The 16,458-nt window shown below is 73.8% G+C and carries 12 protein-coding genes and 1 tRNA gene; 7 read left to right on the forward strand and 6 right to left on the reverse strand.

Going from position 1 to position 16,458, the window contains the following annotated elements:
• Positions 1-2: 2 nt before the first annotated feature.
• The 3 genes from IE98_RS0117870 to IE98_RS45700 form a co-directional block, all read right to left on the reverse strand.
• Positions 3-1,055 (reverse strand): HTTM domain-containing protein, encoded by a 1,053-nt coding sequence (locus tag IE98_RS0117870; RefSeq protein WP_078661097.1) that lies wholly within the window; start codon positions 1,053-1,055, stop codon positions 3-5.
• On the reverse strand, positions 1,052-1,681 hold the full coding sequence (locus IE98_RS0117875; protein WP_043174435.1) for a DUF5819 family protein: 630 nt from the start codon (positions 1,679-1,681) through the stop codon (positions 1,052-1,054). The genes IE98_RS0117870 and IE98_RS0117875 overlap by 4 nt, the downstream gene beginning before the upstream one ends.
• A 177-nt stretch (positions 1,682-1,858) precedes the next feature.
• A complete protein-coding gene (locus tag IE98_RS45700) occupies positions 1,859-3,043 on the reverse strand; it encodes a rhodanese-like domain-containing protein (protein WP_063748952.1) in 1,185 nt (394 codons plus the stop codon).
• 360 nt (positions 3,044-3,403) lie between these two features.
• Between IE98_RS45700 and IE98_RS0117885 the strand changes: the two genes are divergently transcribed.
• Positions 3,404-6,184 carry a SpoIIE family protein phosphatase gene (locus tag IE98_RS0117885; RefSeq protein WP_030270062.1) on the forward strand — a complete coding sequence of 927 codons (2,781 nt, stop codon included), beginning with the start codon at positions 3,404-3,406 and terminating at the stop codon, positions 6,182-6,184.
• A gap of 45 nt (positions 6,185-6,229) precedes the next feature.
• Here IE98_RS0117885 and IE98_RS49170 read toward each other — a convergent pair whose 3' ends face one another.
• Positions 6,230-6,958, reverse strand: a complete 729-nt coding sequence (locus IE98_RS49170; protein ID WP_159400959.1) for a hypothetical protein — start codon at positions 6,956-6,958, stop codon at positions 6,230-6,232.
• A gap of 294 nt (positions 6,959-7,252) precedes the next feature.
• Entirely contained in the window at positions 7,253-9,082 is a 1,830-nt protein-coding gene (locus IE98_RS0117895) for a phosphatidylglycerol lysyltransferase domain-containing protein (RefSeq protein ID WP_420706194.1), read from the reverse strand.
• 269 nt (positions 9,083-9,351) lie between these two features.
• Here IE98_RS0117895 and IE98_RS0117900 point away from each other — a divergent pair, with 269 nt between their 5' ends.
• Together IE98_RS0117900 and IE98_RS0117905 are read left to right on the forward strand one after the other, a co-directional pair.
• Positions 9,352-10,023 carry a response regulator gene (locus IE98_RS0117900; protein ID WP_030270066.1) on the forward strand — a complete coding sequence of 224 codons (672 nt, stop codon included), beginning with the start codon at positions 9,352-9,354 and terminating at the stop codon, positions 10,021-10,023.
• Complete coding sequence (locus IE98_RS0117905) at positions 10,020-11,156, forward strand: sensor histidine kinase (RefSeq protein ID WP_052390644.1); 1,137 nt, start codon at positions 10,020-10,022, stop codon at positions 11,154-11,156. The genes IE98_RS0117900 and IE98_RS0117905 overlap by 4 nt, the downstream gene beginning before the upstream one ends.
• A 151-nt stretch (positions 11,157-11,307) precedes the next feature.
• On the opposite strand, the gene IE98_RS0117910 is transcribed toward IE98_RS0117905, so the two are convergent.
• Positions 11,308-11,391, reverse strand: a tRNA-Leu gene (locus IE98_RS0117910).
• 453 nt (positions 11,392-11,844) lie between these two features.
• On the opposite strand from IE98_RS0117910, the gene IE98_RS0117915 reads away from it, so the two are divergent.
• The 4 genes from IE98_RS0117915 (at position 11,845) to IE98_RS0117930 (ending at position 16,451) form a co-directional block, all read left to right on the forward strand.
• Positions 11,845-12,717 carry an FhaA domain-containing protein gene (locus IE98_RS0117915; protein ID WP_030270070.1) on the forward strand — a complete coding sequence of 291 codons (873 nt, stop codon included), beginning with the start codon at positions 11,845-11,847 and terminating at the stop codon, positions 12,715-12,717.
• Positions 12,718-12,729: 12 nt separating this feature from the next.
• Entirely contained in the window at positions 12,730-13,239 is a 510-nt protein-coding gene (locus IE98_RS0117920) for an FHA domain-containing protein FhaB/FipA (protein ID WP_030270072.1), read from the forward strand.
• Between the two features lie 122 nt (positions 13,240-13,361).
• Positions 13,362-14,972 carry a PP2C family protein-serine/threonine phosphatase gene (locus IE98_RS0117925; RefSeq protein WP_030270074.1) on the forward strand — a complete coding sequence of 537 codons (1,611 nt, stop codon included), beginning with the start codon at positions 13,362-13,364 and terminating at the stop codon, positions 14,970-14,972.
• A gap of 45 nt (positions 14,973-15,017) precedes the next feature.
• Positions 15,018-16,451 (forward strand): FtsW/RodA/SpoVE family cell cycle protein, encoded by a 1,434-nt coding sequence (locus tag IE98_RS0117930; protein WP_420706195.1) that lies wholly within the window; start codon positions 15,018-15,020, stop codon positions 16,449-16,451.
• Positions 16,452-16,458: the final 7 nt, after the last annotated feature.

Here is a 16,458-nt window from a genome sequence, read left to right on the forward strand (position 1 = left end):
GTCTAGGGCGAAGGCGGGCGCGCCGCCGGGAGGCGTACGGCCTCCCGGAGCCGGCCGGCGGCCGGACGGCACAGGGCGCCCAGCCGCACCAGGAAGGCGGTCGGCAGGAAGACCAGGTCGGCGGCGATCATCGCCAGCGAGAAGAACGGCAGTCCGAGGACGACCGCGATCGCGCTGTGCTCGGCGATCATGAGGGCCAGCAGCACGTTCTTGAGGCGCCGGTCGGCGAGCGTGAACGGGAAGGCCACCTGCAGGATCACGGTGCCGTAGCTGAGCACGAAGGTGACGACCAGGCTGGAGCCGAGCAGCGCGGACAGCTCCGGCCAGGGGCTGAAGTAGTCGAGGTGCAGCGGGTAGTGCAGGGCGGTGCCGTCCTGCCAGCGGGAGCCCTGCACCTTGTACCAGCCGGCCGTGGAGTAGATCAGCACCACCTGTGCGGCGATGATCGCCATCCCGCAGTTGTGCAGCATGGTGACGAGGGCGTCGCGGACGGCCCGCAGCTCCCCCGCGGGGGCGGCCGGCGCCTCCCGGCGGGCCCGGCGCCGGGCATCGAGCGACCAGACCAGGCCGGAGCGGACGAGCAGTAGGTACATCGCCATCAGGTGCACGACGTTGTCGCCGCCGTCGCCGACCAGCACGTTGCGGTTCTGCAGGGAGAGCACGGTGACGGCGAAGAGCACGGCGCTCGCCCGGGTCCGCCAGCCGAGCACCATCAGCACGGCGGCGAGGATCCCCAGGTGGTAGACGGTCTCGAACCAGAGCCGGCCGTCCGACCAGGAGAGCACGGTGAAGGCGTGGGTCGCGGAGAGCAGCCGGTCGGAGAGGTCGGCGGACCACGGCGAGCGGTCGCCGTACAGCACCCTGCGGTTCGGCCACTCGCGGAGCAGGAAGCCGAGCCAGGCGAGGCCGAAGCCGATCCGGACCACCGCCGCCTGGTGGCGGCCGAGGACGGTGCCGGTGAAGGCGTCGAACAGCCGCTCGAAGCGGGTGGGCGGCGGCGCCGCGGCCGGCGCGGGGCCGGCGTCCGCGGCGGGTTCGGTGGCCGTTCCGCTCACAGCAGCCCCCGGTAGTCGTCCTCGTCCACCGGCCACCAGGGCAGTTCCTTGTACGGGGTGGACTCGCCGGGCTCCTCGGTGCTCCAGGCGGGCGGCGGGACGGCCTTCGCCGCCGAGCGGAACTGGATCTGCAGGATCCGCTCGCCGCCGGCGGTGCGGCCGAACCGCTGCAGGGCAATCCGCTTGAGGTACTCCTCGGCGAGCTTGCCGCGCTGCCCCGGCACCGCGCCGTCCTCCGCGGGGTGGGTGGACTCGTAGAAGTCCCAGGCGCGGCGCAGCATGTTCTGGTCGACGTGGCTCGGCGCCGGGTTGTGGCGTATCGCGGCGGCGTCCCGGGCGGTGAGGCCCGTCCAGTCGCGGGTGTGCACCTGGCCGTCGTCGGCGATGGTCTGCACCCGGGCGTCGACGGTGATGTTCTGCTGCAGCGGGTTGGGCGCGAAGAGCTTCCAGTTCTGCTCGAACTCGGGGTAGACGAGCCCGTCCAGCTGCTGCCGGTACTCCTGGGAGAGCGCGTTGGGCGGGGCGTTGTGCAGGAACAGCGCCCCGAGCAGGATCGCCGTCCCGCCGAGCATGCCCGCGCCGGAGAGGCAGAGCACGGTGAGGGCGGGGGTGGACCAGGTGCGCACGCGGTGTCCTCCCCTACGGCTGCTGCGGCACGGTTCGCCCGGTCATCCTGCCGTACCGGCGGGCCGGGGGACAGGCCCGGCGGACGACCCGGGCGCGCACGGCGGCACGGCGGTGCCGCAACGGCCGAGGGCCCGCCGGAGCGGGCCCCCGTGCCGGGCGGGCGGCCGGCGGTGCGGTCAGAGGACGAACGGCTCCCGGCCGTCGGTGCCGACCATCGGACGGCCTGCGGCCTCCCAGGCGAACATGCCGCCGTCGACGTTGACCGCGTCGCGGCCCTGCGCGACCAGGTACTGGACGACCTGGGCGGAGCGGCCGCCGACCCGGCAGAGCACGTACAGCTTCCCGTCGGGCAGCTCGTCGATCCGGGCGACCACCTGGCCGATCGGGACGTGCAGCGCGCCGTCCACGTGGCCGGCGTCCCACTCGTCCTGCTCGCGGACGTCGAGCAGTGCGGCGTCGGCCGGCACGGACGCGGCGTCGGTGGTGGGCAGCGCTTGCGCGAACATCGTCGGATTCTCCTGGGCGTGGGTGCGGGGGCGGTGCTGCGAGGGGTCCTCCCCTCCATTGTGCCGACCGGACGGCGTCGGACCCGGCACGACGTCGTCGCCGAGCAGCCGCTCCAGGTCGGCGCGCCGGTCGGAGGCCCGGGCGAGGAGCTGCTCGGCGAGCTCCTCCAGCAGCCGCTCCGGCTCCTGCGGCGCGAGCAGCAGCAGCTCGCCCATCGGGGTGCGCTCCAGCCGGACCTGCTCGGTGGCCAGCTGGCCGATCCGCGCGGTCAGCCACTCCAGGCGGCGCAGCAGCCAGTCGGGCCGGTCGGGGGAGTCCGGGTCCGGCGCGGTCTCCGGTGCGGTCGACCACTCGCCGGCCAGTTCCTCCAGGCCGGCGGTGTCGCCCTGGGCGTACGCCTCGTTGACCCGGGCGATGAACGCCGACCGGCGCTCCTGCTCGGCCGGGTCGGTCGTCAGGTCGGGGTGGGCGCGGCGGGCGAGGTCGCGGTAGATCCGCTGGGCCTCCCGGTCGGGGCGGACCTTCGCGGCGGCCGGCGGCTCGGGGGCGAGGTCGGCGGCGGCCGGGTCGTCCGGCTCGGCGACCCGGCTGCGGGCCTCAACCGCCCGGCGCAGCGCCTCCGGGTCCCCGGTGCGCACGGCGACGGCCTCGGCGATCAGCGCGTCAAGCTCGTCGAGGCGGGCGTAGAGCGGGCCGAGCAGCTGGTGGTGGACCAGCGCGAAGTTGTCGATCTCCACCCGGAGGGTGGCGACGTCGACGTCGAGGGTCAGCCAGGCCAGTTCGGCGGCGGCCACCCGCTCCTCGAGCAGCAGCCGATCCTGGTCGCTCCACTGGACGGGGCTCTCCGCGCTCACCAGTCCGCCTCCGCATGCACCCGGTCTCCGAGCCTGCCACCCTACCGGGGGGCCGGACCGGTCCGCCGTGCCCGCGTCCCGGTACCCCTTCCGGTTGAACCCGCAGCGCACACGGGCGCTCACCCAGTGACACGCAACTGATACCGAGGAATCTCCGCGATTCGCTGTCGGAGCCGGCCCCGCACGTGCTTCGCTGGAGGGTGCCTCCGTGCTGTGCCGCGCCCGTGCACGAGTACCGCCCGGAGGCCGGCGTACAAAAGATGGGACACACAGGAGCGGCCGGAGACAAGGAGCCGGTGCGCCGCGACGACACAGCGGCCGCTCCCGGGCAGGGCGGCCAGGCGGGAGCAGACCGAACCGATGGTGGACGAGCCGAACTCCGCACCGACACCGAGGGACGCCTCGGGCGACCCTCCCTCCGGAGTGGTCGCCCTGCTGCGCGTCGCCGCGGTGATGGTCGACCCGGACGGGCGGATCGCGCTGTGGAACCGCGCCGCGGAGGAGCTCTTCGGCCACCGGGCCGAGGTCGCCTGCGGCCGCACCGCCTCCGGTCTGCTGCCCGCCGTCGAACCCCGCCCGGAGACCGGCTCGACGCGTCCGGGCGCGCCGCCGCGACGCTGCGACGCCCTGGACACCCTGGACGACCTGACCCGGGCCGACACCGCCTGGGCCGGCGCGATGGCCGTGGTCGACCGCGAGGAACGGCTGCGCGACGTCATCTGGTGGGCCTACCCGCTGGTCGAGCCGACCGGGCGCAGCCTGCTCGCGCTGGCCGCCGACGCCCGGCCGCTGCGGGCCGGCGGTCCGCGGATCGCGCTCGGCGAACGGCTGCTGGCGTACGCCGCGGCGCCGGCCGCGACCGGCTCCTTCCACCGGGTCTCCCCCGCCTTCGCCCCGGTCGGCCCCGGCGGTGCGGCCCCGCTGGACGGGCTGCTGCCGCGCGGCTCCGAGGAGCGCCGGCGCCGGCTGCTCGGGCAGGTCGCGGCGGCCGGCGTGCCCGCGCTCTGGGTGGACGCGGCGACCAGACTTCCCGTCCTCCCCTACGAGTCGGCCGGCCGCGGCGCGGCCCGGGTCGCCGCCGGACTGGTCCGCCGGTACCCGACCCCGCAGCAGCGCGCCGACCGGCCGCGGGCGGCCCGCCGCCCGGGCGATCCGGCCGCGCCCGGCGGGCGCCGCACGATCGGACTGCAGGTCCTGCCCGCCGGGGCGCCGCGCGGCGCCGAGGACGGGCGGGCGATCGGCACCACCGTGCCCGGGCAGCGCGAGTCCGGGGCGACCACCGCGAACGGCCAGAGCCAGGGAGGCCCAGCCATCGAGTCCACCGCCAACGGCACCGCGCCCGCCCGGGCCGCCGTCGGGTCCGCTCCGCCGCAGGGCCGATCGGACGGGCCGGACGGACACCGCCACGACGTCCCCGGCGTCCCCGGTGTCCCGGCACCGCCGACACCGCCGTCCGTGGAGGTGCTGACCGTCAGCCAGGCCGGCGAGCAGCTGGCCCTGCTGAGCGAGGTCGGCAACCGGGTCGGCACCACCCTGGACCTCGACACGACCGCCCGCGAGCTGTGCGAGGTGCTCGTCCCGCGGGTCGCCGACTTCGCCTGCGTGGACCTCCTCGACGGCCTGATCTCCGACTCGGAGCTGCCCGACGAGCGCCCGGACGACCGGACGATGCTGCGCCGGGTCGCCCGCGCGGTGAACAGCTCCCCCGGCCACTGGGACCACGTCCTCGACGAGGGCGCGCTGCTCGCGATGCCCCGGTCGACACCGCCGGGCCTGGCCCTGCAGGAGAACCAGCCGGTGCTCGTCCCGGTGATCGACCCGGACGTGGCGGTGGACTACGCCGCCTCGCTGGGCGGCGGGCCGGACCTGGTGCCGGTGGTGGTCGGCCGGTCGATGCTGGTGCTGCCGCTGTCCGCCCGGGGCACCGTGCTGGGCATCCTGAAGCTGCTGCGGCTGCCGGACCGCTCGCCGTTCGACAAGTCCGACGCCGCCACCCTCAAGGAGCTGGCGGCCCGGGCGGCGCTGTCGCTGGACAACGCGCGGCTGCACCGGGCGGAGTCGCGGGTGGCGACCACGCTGCAGCGGTCGATGATCCCGACCCGGCCGCCGCGGATCCCCGGGGTGCAGATCGCCCACCGCTACCTGCCGGGCGACTCCCGGGCGGAGGTCGGCGGCGACTGGTTCGACGCGATCCAGCTGCCGGGCAGCCGGGTCGCGCTGGTGGTCGGCGACGTGATGGGCCACGGCCTGCACTCGGCGGCGGCGATGGGCCGGTTCCGCACCGCCATGCAGACCCTCGCCGCCCTCGACCTGCCGCCCGGCCAGCTGCTGCGGCACCTGGACAACCTGGCCCACAAGCTCGGCGACGACCACCTGGCGACCTGCCTGTACGCGGTCTACGACCCGATCAACCGCACCTGCGAGCTGGCCAGCGCCGGGCACGTCCCGCCGGTGCTGGTGCACCCCGACGGCCGGGGCGAGCTGCTGGAGATCCCGGAGGGCGCGCCGATCGGCGTCGGCGGCGTCCCGTTCGTGGCGAAGCGGATCGACGTCTCGGACGGCTCGATGCTGGTGATGTGCACCGACGGTCTGGTCGAGGTGCGGGGCGGTGACATAGGAGAGGGCCTGGCCGCGCTCTGCGGCAACCTGATCGACCCCAAGCAGACCCCGGACGAGGCCTGCGACACCGTGCTGGAGCGGCTGCACACCGACGACCGGGCCGACGACGTGGCGCTGCTGGTCGCGCGCTTCGACGGCGTGCCGCCGAGCGAGGTGGCGACCTGGGAGCTCGCGGTGGCGGAGGGCGAGGTCCGCCGGGCCCGGTCGCTGGTGCGCGGGCAGCTCGCCGCGTGGGGCCTGGACGCGCTCGACGACACGGTGGAGCTGCTGGTCAGCGAGCTGGTGACGAACGCCGTGCGGGTCGCCCGGGACCACGTCCAGCTGCAGCTGATCAGGGTCGACAAGCTGCTGGTCGAGGTCAGCGACGACAACCACAACCTGCCCTCGCTGGAGCCCGCCGGCTCGATGGACGAGCACGGCCGCGGCCTCCACCTGGTCAGCAAGCTCGCCGAGCGCTGGGGCACCGCCCGCAAGGCGGTCGGCAAGGTGGTCTGGTTCGAACTGGCACTGCCCAGGAGCTGAGCCCCCGCCGTCCGGCCCCGGGGCCGGACGGCGGGCGCCGACGCCTCAGCGCACCAGGGGCACGGCCGTCCGCGGACCGGCCTCGGCCGCCACCGAGGCCGCCGCGCCGACCCCGGCGAGCACCCGCGGCCAGAACTGTCCGAAGACCTCCAGCGAGGCGGCGATCAGCCCGGCCACCAGCACCGCCACGACGTGCTCCAGCCCGGCGAGGTTCGGCAGCAGCACGGCCTCGACGACCATGGCCAGCACCACCGCACCGCCCGTCCACCAGGCACGGCAGCGGATCGCCACGCAGACCGCCAGCGCGACCACGGCCGCGGACGGGCCGGTGTCCCGGACGTGGCCGACCCAGGTGGGGAAGCCGAAGAGGTGGTCCGGCCCGAGTTCCACGCCGATCCGGGCGAACAGCGTGCCCGCCAGTGTGCAGGCGTAGGCCACGACCACGGTGAGCCGGCGGCCGAGGACGATCTCGGCGATCCCGAAGACCAGGAAGACCTGGACGAGCGCCCCCCACACCGGCAGGTCGAGCGCGGGCACGTACAGCGAGAGCGGCGTCCTCAGCAGCGAGACCCCGAGCGGCAGCGCGGCCCGCACCACGCCGACCTGGGTGACCAGCCGCTCCCCGCCCGGCAGGTGCTGGACGACGGAGAAGACCAGCACCAACAGGGTCGCCGCGGTGGCCAGCGGGACGGAGGCGAACCGGTGCCGGCGCACGTGCGCCCGGACGATCCCGATCAGCGTGCCCCATTCCGCAGCCGCGGCCCGGACCGCCACCGGTCCGGTCCCCGGCCGAACGCCCCCCGCACGAGCCATCCGCTCCACCGCTGAATCTCCCCGTCCGCTTTCCGGCCGGGCGCCCCCGCGCCCCGCCGTGCAATTCCCGGGACATTTCCCGTACGGCCGAGGTTTCTCCCGCCGATACATCCACGGTAGACACAGCGGAAACGGGGGGCGTCCCCTTGCGAGGCGAATCGCGGATCATCCTCAAGTCGGAGGGGGGCGACCACCGGAGGCGGCCGCACCCCCCGAACGGCGGTGGCCCTCCGCCCCCCGGCGGAGGGACTACCCCTACCCGTCCCGCTCCGCCGTCGACCCCCCGCCGGGCGCCGCCTGCGCGGCGGCCCGGACGTGACGGCGACGGAAGAGGACGGGGAGACTCGGCACCGTGATGAAGCCCTCGGCACGCGCACTGGCGATGCCGATCCGCGGAATCTCGCTGCTCTTCTCGAAGAGCAGATAACGCGGCTCCCAGATCGGCCGGTACTTCGCATTGGCCCGGTACAGCGATTCGATCTGCCACCAGCGGGAGAAGAATCCCAGCACCGAGCGCCACAGCCGCAGCACCGGACCGGCGCCCAGCTTCGACCCGCGCTCGAAAACCGAGCGGAACATCGCGAAATTCAGCGAGACCCGTTCCAGCTCGACCTCGTCGGCACGCTGCAGCAGTTCGATGACCATGAATTCCATCAGGCCGTTCTCGCTGTCGCGGTCCCGGCGCATCAGGTCCAGCGAGAGGCCGTTTCGGCCCCACGGCACGAAGCTCAGCAGCGCCCGCAGCTCGCCGTCCGCGTCGTGGCACTCCAGCATCACGCAGCGGCCGTCGTCCGGGTCGCCGAGCCGGCCCAGCGCCATCGAGAAGCCGCGCTCGGTCTGGCCGTCCCGCCAGTGGTCGGCCTTGTCGAGCAGGTCCGCCATCTCCGCGTCGGGGATGTCCTCGTGCCGGCGGATGCGCACCGTGTACCCGGCCCGCTTGACCCGGTTGTAGGCCTGCCGGACGACCCGCATCGCCCGCCCGTCCAGCGAGAACTCGTCGACCTCGACGATCGCCTCGTCGCCCAGCTCCAGCGCGTCCAGGCCGTGCCGGGCGTAGATCACGCCGGCCTCCTCGGAGGCGCCCATCACGGCCGGCACCCAGGCGTGCTCCCGGGCCTCCTCCAGCCACGCGTCGATCGCACCCGGCCAGGCCTCCGGGTCGCCGATCGGGTCGCCCGAGGCCAGCGAGACGCCGCCGATCACCCGGTAGGCCACCGCGGCCTTCCCGGACGGCGAGAAGATCACCGCCTTGTCGCGGCGCAGCGCGAAGTAGCCGAGCGAGTCGCGCTCGCCCTGCCGCTCCAGCAGGCCGCGCAGCCGGACCTCGTCCTCCTCCGTCAGCAGCTCCTGGCCGCGCGGGCTGCGGAAGGCCAGGTAGAGCACCAGCAGGAAGAGCACCGCGCCCATCGCGTTGATGAAGGCGTTCACCCAGGTCGGCACGGAGATCTCGTCCGCGAGCCGGCCGGACGGGGTGATCGTCACCATCCGGGCCACCGCGTAGCCGAACCGGGTGCCGAACTCGGCGCCGTGCACCGTATTGGTCAGCTGCACCAGGGTCGCGCCGACCACACCGCCGAACAGCAGCCCGCCGATGAACGTCGCCACGCCCGTCTTGGGGTTGGAGCGGTCGCCCTTGGAGGTGAACTCGCGGCGGCCGACCAGCAGGGCCAGGAAGAAGCAGACCGTCAGCACGGTCGAGAACCAGTTCATCGGATGGTCGGCGAACCGGCTGTCCGGCACCAGCATCAGCAGCAGGTACAGCACCGAGAACAGCCCCGACACCACCGCGTTGAAGATCCACGCCGCCCGCTTGCGCCGCCGCATCGCCACCGCCAGGAACAGCGAGAGCAGTACGGTCGTCAGACCGGCCGTCAGCAGGTAGGGGGTGAAGTACTCGCCCTCGTTGTGCTCCTGCACCTGGTCCCGGAACGGCACGGCCAGCACCGCGACCAGGTTCAGCAGGGCCAGCAGCCTCAGGTACCAGACCGTCGCGGCGGCGGCCCGCGGCCGCCACCGGGCGAGCGGCCCGGACGGGGATCCGACATGCGCGGGAACGGCGGTGGGCGCCGGCTTCACGGTGGACACAGCTCCAATTCCAGACGATCAACGTGGGGGACGCATCCGTACGACACCCGGGGAGGGAAGGAGCGGCCCGCACACCCGGTCCCCGAGCGGCCAGGGCCCACAGGGGGCTCCGAGTTCCATGGTTCCCCACCCCGGATGAGAATTGCGTGAATCGGCCAGCGGATTCCGACCCCCGCCGAACGGCGGGGGTGCCCACCCCGCCGGTGGACCGGAATCCGGCCCGTCGCCCCCTAGGCTCGGAGACGAGCCGCGCACGCCCGAGGAGAGCCATGCCACCGATCCGCGTCCTGATCGTGGACGACGAGGTCCTCGTCCGCTCGGGCCTCGGCCTGATCGTGGGCTCCGCCCCCGACCTGGAGGTGGTCGGCGGCTGCTCCGGCGGCCAGGCCGAGCAACAGACCGTCGGCCTGCGCCCGCAGGTCGTCCTGCTCGACATCCGGATGCCAGACCTCGACGGCATCAGCGTGCTGCGCCGGCTGCGCGCCCTGCCCGACCCGCCGGCCGTGGCGATGCTCACCACCTTCGACACCGACGAGTACATCGGCACCGCGCTGCGTGCCGGCGCCGCCGGGTTCCTGCTGAAGGACACCGCCCCCGAGCAGCTGGTGCACGCCGTCCGGGTGCTCGCCGCCGGCGGCAGCATGCTCTCGCCCACCGTCGCCCGGACGGTCATCAACGGCTACGTCGAGGGCGGCGGCCCGGACGCCGACGCCGCCGCACTGGCCCGCCAACTCACCACCCGCGAGCTCGACGTGCTCGCCCTGCTCGGCGAGGGCCTCTCCAACGCGGAGATCGCCGACCGCCTCTACCTGGGCACCGGCACCGTCAAGGACCACATCAGCGCGATCCTCGCCAAGCTCGGCGCGGCCAACCGCGTCCAGGCCGCGGTGGTCGCCCACCGCGCCGGACTGGTCCGCGCCCAGGGGAGCCCGGGCGCATGACCGGTCCCAGAGCACTGCCGGCCTGGTGCACCGCGACCTGGCTGATGCTGCTGCTGCCGGTGCTGATCTCGCTCGTCGACGCCGCCCTGGTCTCCAAGGGGGCCCAGTGGTGGGAGGCGGCGCTCTCCGTGCTGGCCGCGCTCGCGCTGCTGCTGCGGCGCCGCTTCCCCGTGACGGTGCTGCTGCTCACGCTGCCCGGGGCGTTCGTCAACTACATCTGGCTGGCGCCAATGACGGCGGTCTACTCGGTCGCCGCGCAGCGGGCGGCGCTGCGGGTCACCGCGGCCTGCGCCACCGCCTTCGCCCTGGTCGAGTTCTTCCACTGGCCGCTGGCCGACCACCCGCTCGCCCTGGACCGGGACAACGCGCTCTACGCCATCCAGTGCGTGATGCTCGCGGCCGGGCCCGCCGCGCTCGGCCTGCTCGCCCGCACCAGGCGCGAGCTCGCCCACCGGCTGGACGAGATCACCCGCGGCCAGCAGCGCGAGAGCCGGCTGCTCGCCGAGCGGGTGCTGGCCACCGAGCGGGCCCGGCTGGCCCGCGAGATGCACGACGTGGTCTCCCACCAGGTCAGCCTGATCTCGATCCAGGCCGGCGCGCTGCAGGTGTCCACCGGCGACCCGACGGCCAAGGACACCGCCTCGACCATCCGCGAGCTGGCCGTCCGCACCCTGCAGGAGCTGCGCCAGATGGTCGGGGTGCTGCGGGCGGCCGGGGTGGAGTCCGCCGAGCCGCTCGCCCCGCAGCCGCGCCTGGCCGACCTGCCGAAGCTGATCGACGGCAGCGGACTGCCGGTGACCAGCGACCTGTCCACCGGCGGCCGGCACTGGCCGGAAGCGGTGGAGCGGGCCGCGTACCGGACGGTCCAGGAGGCGCTGACCAACATCACCAAGTACGCGCCCGGGGCCGCGGTGTCCGTCCGGGTGGCGGGCGGCGGCTCCCGGCTGCTGGTCGAGGTGCGCAACGCACCGCCGCCCGGGCGCGCGTCCGACCTGCCGGTGCTGCCCGGCGGCGGGCACGGCCTGGTCGGCCTGCGGGAACGGGCCCAGCTGCTCGGCGGCACCCTGGTAGCCGGCCCCACCGCGGACGGCGGCTTCACCGTCCGCGCCGCCCTCCCGGCCGCCGCGGACTGAATCCGCGGCGGGGCCCACGCGTGGTTCCCGTCACACCTGCCGGCCCGCCGGGCATTCCACGGGGGGAATTCCACCGCGAGAAATATCACCGGCCCACGGTCCGACACAACGAGAAAGCCCCGCAGATCCGAAGATCTGCGGGGCTTCGCTGTGCGCGAGGGGGGAGTTGAACCCCCACGCCCTTTCGGGCACTGGAACCTGAATCCAGCGCGTCTGCCTATTCCGCCACCCGCGCATGGGTGCTGCCGTAAGATGCTTTCCGCTCTTCCGACCTGACGAGAACCTTACCGCATCTCGACCGGTCTTCCGTTCGGCTCCCTCTCGGGCGCCCCTTCCGACGTGGAAAACATTAGCACGACCTGCGGGCTACCTCCGAATCCGTTTCCCCGCACCCCGGGGACCCGCTCCTGCGCGGGGCGGACGAACGGGTGACCGAGGGATGAGCGGGGCCCGGTACGGGTACCTCCCGCATGCCGTGCGGCTCGCTCCGCACGGCTGTCCGCACCCGGCGCACGCCCCCGCCACGGCACCCGCCGGGCAGGTGGTGGGCGGTGTGCCCGGTCTCACGCCCCGGGACCACGTTCCCGGGGAACCGTACGGATGGGCCCGACGTGGATACGATCAGTACGGAAAACCGCAACCCGGCCCGCGAGGGCGGCCCGGCCGACGCCCTGGAAGGGGGTGCCCCGTGGGAGTCCTGAAGAAGTTCGAGCAGCGGCTCGAGGGTCTCGTGAACGGCACCTTCGCCAAGGTGTTCAAGTCCGAGGTCCAGCCGGTGGAGATCGCCGGTGCGCTCCAGCGCGAGTGCGACAACAACGCCACCATCTGGAACCGCGACCGCACGGTCGTCCCGAACGACTTCATCGTCGAGCTCAGCCCGCACGACTACGAGCGGCTCAGCCCGTACGCCGGCCAGCTCGGCACCGAACTCGCCGGCATGGTCCGCGAGTACGCCGAGGCGCAGCGCTACAGCTTCATGGGCCCGCTCCAGGTGACCCTGGAGCAGGCCGACGAGCTGGACACCGGCCTGTACCGGGTGCGCAGCCGCACCCTGGCCGGCGAGGAGCCCGCGGCGCAGGCCCCGCAGCCGCCGGCCGCCCCGAGCGGCTACGACCGTCGCCCGACCCCGCCCGCGCCCGGCGCGCCCTGGCAGCAGCAGCAGGGGGCGGCGCCGTACGGTGCGCCGCCGCCGCCCGCCGGGCCTCCGGCGGTGCCGCAGGGCCCGCCCGCGGCCGGCGGCAACGTCCGCCCCTTCCCGGGCGCCGGCCACGGCGGTGCGAACACCCGCCGCTGGATCGAGGTCAACGGCACCCGGCACCAGATCACGGGCAACGCGTGCGTGCTCGGCCGCTCGACCGAGGCGGACATCCGGATCGACGACCCCGGGGTCTCCCGCAAGCACGCGGAGATCCGGCCGGGGACGCCCGCGATGGTGCTCGACCTCGGGTCCACCAACGGCATCGTGGTGGACGGACAGCACACCCAGCGCGCTACGCTCCGCGACGGCTCCCGAATCGTCCTCGGGTCCACCACCATCGTCTACCGACAGGTCGAAGGGTAGAGCGGGCCACTCATGTCAGAACTGACCCTCACGGTCATGCGGCTGGGCTTCCTCGCCGTGCTGTGGCTGTTCGTCATCGTCGCGGTCCAGGTCATCCGCAGCGACCTGTTCGGCACCAAGGTGAACCCGCGCACGGCGCGGCGCACCGCCACCGCCGCCGCGTCCACGGGCCGTCCGCCCCAGCAGGGCGGGCAGGCCGCGCCGCCGCAGCCGCGCCAGCGCCGCGGCGCACCGACCCACCTGGTTGTCGTGCAGGGCTCGCTGGCCGGCACCACCGTCGCCCTGCAGGGGCAGACGATCACGCTCGGCCGGGCGCACGACTCCACCATCGTGCTGGACGACGACTACGCCTCCTCGCGCCATGCCAGGATCTTCCCGGATCAGACTGGGCAGTGGACGGTGGAGGATCTAGGCTCCACCAACGGCACGTATCTGGACCGGCAGCGGCTCACCGCGCCGATGCCGCTCCAGCCCGGCGTGCCGATCCGTATCGGCCGGACCGTCATCGAACTGCGGAAGTAGCGGCGCATGAGGGACACCACCCCGTCCAAGACCAGCCGGGAGCGCGGGAGCCGCGCTGCCGCCGCCGTGCGCGCCCGCGGCATGGTCGCCACCGCTCGCGCCCGGAGGGGGGCGGCGACGGCATGAGCCTGGTGCTGCGCTTCGCCGCCGGCTCGCACAAGGGCCTGATCCGGGAGGGGAACGAGGACTCCGGCTACGCCGGTCCGCGACTGCTCGCCGTCGCGGACGGCATGGGCGGCGCGGCGGCCGGCGAGGTCGCCTCCTCGGAGGTGCTCGGTTCGATCGTCCGGCTGGACGAGGACGTCCCCGGCGCCGACCTGCTGACCCTGCTCGGCGACGCCGTCCAGGGCGCCAACGACCGGCTGCGGCAGATGGTCGAGGAGGACCCGCAGCTGGAGGGCATGGGCTGCACCCTCACCGCGATGCTGTGGACGGGCCAGCGGATGGGCATGGTGCACATCGGCGACTCCCGGGCGTACCTGCTCCGCGACGGCTCGCTGACCCAGATCACCCAGGACCACACGTGGGTCCAGCGCCTGGTGGACGAGGGACGGATCACGCCGGAGGAGGCGGAGACCCACCCCCAGCGGTCGCTGCTGATGCGCGCGCTGGACGGCCGCGGCCAGGTCGAGCCCGACCTCTCGATCCGCGAGGTGCGGGCCGGCGACCGCTACCTGATCTGCTCGGACGGCCTGTCCGGCCCGGTCAGCCACCAGACCCTGGAGGCCACGCTCGGGAGCTACTACGCCCCGCAGCAGACCGTCCAGGAGCTGATCCAGCTGGCGCTGCGCGGCGGCGGCCCGGACAACATCACCTGCATCGTGGCGGACGTCATCGACGTCGGCGCCACGGACACCCTGAGCGGGCAGCTCGCGGACATCCCGGTGGTCGTCGGCGCGGTGGCCGAGGCGCAGCCGCACCACGGCGACCAGAACCTGCTGAACACCCCCGCCGGCCGGGCCGCGGGCCTCGGCCGTCCGCAGGCCCCGCAGGGCGCGTTCGGTCCGGCGAGCGGCTACGAGGCGGCGGGCTTCGGCCCCGCCGAGGGCTACGAGGACGACGAGTACGGCGCGGCCGAGGGCTACGGCCCCGACGCGCAGCCCTACGAGGGCGAGCGGCCGTCCCGGCGCAAGCGCAAGGGCCGGAAGCTCAAGGTCTCGCTGGCCGTGCTGGCCGTGCTCGGCCTGCTGGGCGGCGGCGGGTACGTCGGCTGGAAGTGGACGCAGGACCAGTACTACGTCGGCGCGGACGGCGACGGCGTGGCGGTCTACCGCGGCCTGAACCAGTCGCTGGCCGGGCTGAGCCTGTCCTCGGTCTACGAGCAGCACGGCGACATCGAACTCAAGTTCCTGCCGACCTACCAGCGGACGCAGGTCACCAAGACCATCCAGGCGAAGAGCCTGGCGGACGCCCGCGAGCAGGTCCGTACCCTGGGCACCCAGGCGGCGGTCTGCAAGAAGGTCTCGCAGGGCGCCAAGCCCGGCCAGGGCACCACCGACGGCGGCGCGACGCCGCAGCCCGGTGCGAGCCCGAGCCCGTCGGCGGCGACCCCGTCGGCGTCCGGCACGGCGGTGACCCAGGTGGGCTTCCGCAACGAGACCCCGAGCCCCGGGGCGAGCCAGAGCCCGAGCCCGAGCCCGAGCACCGACACCCTGAGCACCGGCAACCCCGGCACCACGCCCGAACTGACCGAGCAGGAGAAGCAGCTGGCGACCTCCTGCCCGACCCCCTAGCACCGACCCCGCCAGGGGACTCAGCCGTCGGGGAGCGGCCTACACGTGAGCACCTTTGACCTGAGCAACAGCGACACCGACCGCCGCGGCGCGCGGCGGGGCAACACCACGATCACGCCGCAGAACGCGCCGAACCGCCGCAACACCGAGCTGGCCATGCTCGGCTTCGCGGTGGTGCTGCCGATGTTCGCCTACGCCAACGTGGGCCTCGCGATGGACGGCTCGCTGCCGGCCGGCATGCTGGCGTACGGCCTCGGCATGGGCGCCCTGGCGCTGGTCGCGCACCTGCTGATGCGCCGGTTCGCGCCGTACGCGGACCCGCTGCTGCTGCCGCTGGCGACCCTGCTCAACGGGCTGGGCCTGGTGATGATCTGGCGGCTCGACAAGGCCGGCAAGCTGCTCGCCAACAACTTCCCGGCGGCCGCGAACCAGCTGATGTGGTCGGGCCTGGGCATCGCGTTCTTCATCGGCGTCATGGTGCTGCTGAAGGACCACCGGATCCTGCAGCGGTACACCTACATCTCGATGGCGGCGGCCCTCGTGCTGCTCGCCGCGCCGGCGTTCTTCCCGGCCCGGGCGGGCGACTTCGGCGCCAAGATCTGGATCCACATCGGCAGCTTCTCCATCCAGCCCGGCGAGTTCGCCAAGATCATCCTGACGGTGTTCTTCTCCGGCTACCTGATGGTCAAGCGGGACGCCCTCGCGCTGGCCAGCCGCCGCTTCATGGGCCTGTACCTGCCCCGCGGCCGCGACCTCGGCCCGATCATCGTGGTCTGGCTGCTGTCGATCCTGATCCTGGTCTTCGAGACCGACCTCGGCTCGTCCTTCCTGTTCTTCGGCCTGTTCGTGGTGATGCTGTACGTCGCCACCGAGCGCACCAGCTGGATCGTCTTCGGCCTGGTGATGTCGATCGGCGGCGCCACGGTGGTGGCCTCCGTCGAGTCGCACGTGCAGACCCGCATCAACTCCTGGCTCGACCCGATGGCGGCCTTCGCCGACCCGCCGCCGCCCGGCACCAGCGAGCAGATCGGCCAGACCCTGATGGCCTTCGGCTCCGGCGGCGTCACCGGCAGCGGCCTCGGTCAGGGCCGCTCGTGGCTGATCCAGTTCGCCGCGAAGAGCGACTTCATCCTCGGCTCGTTCGGCGAGGAGCTCGGCCTCACCGGCATGATGGCGGTCTTCCTCCTGTACGGCCTGATCGTGCAGCGCGGCCTGCGGACGGCCGTCGCCGCCCGCGACCCGTTCGGCAAGCTGCTCGCGGTGGGCCTGTCCTCGGCGTTCGCGCTGCAGGTCTTCGTGGTCGCCGGCGGTGTCACCGGCCTCATCCCGCTGACCGGCATGACGATGCCCTTCCTCGCCCAGGGCGGTTCCTCGGTGGTGGCGAACTGGGCCCTGATCGCCATCCTGCTCAAGATCAGCGACAGTGCGCGCCGCCCGGCCGCCGAACCGGAGCCGGCCACCGTCCCGGCCTCGGCCTGAAAGGGAT

The organism is Streptomyces sp. NRRL B-24484, from assembly GCF_000717715.1.
Lineage (GTDB): Bacteria > Actinomycetota > Actinomycetes > Streptomycetales > Streptomycetaceae > Kitasatospora.

Coding starts and splice junctions, on each gene's coding strand:
- IE98_RS0117885 (WP_030270062.1), top strand. CDS start 3,404: ATGGTGGACGAGCCGAACTCCGCACCGACACCGAGGGACGCCTCGGGC.
- IE98_RS0117900 (WP_030270066.1), top strand. CDS start 9,352: ATGCCACCGATCCGCGTCCTGATCGTGGACGACGAGGTCCTCGTCCGC.
- IE98_RS0117905 (WP_052390644.1), top strand. CDS start 10,020: ATGACCGGTCCCAGAGCACTGCCGGCCTGGTGCACCGCGACCTGGCTG.
- IE98_RS0117920 (WP_030270072.1), top strand. CDS start 12,730: ATGTCAGAACTGACCCTCACGGTCATGCGGCTGGGCTTCCTCGCCGTG.
- IE98_RS0117925 (WP_030270074.1), top strand. CDS start 13,362: ATGAGCCTGGTGCTGCGCTTCGCCGCCGGCTCGCACAAGGGCCTGATC.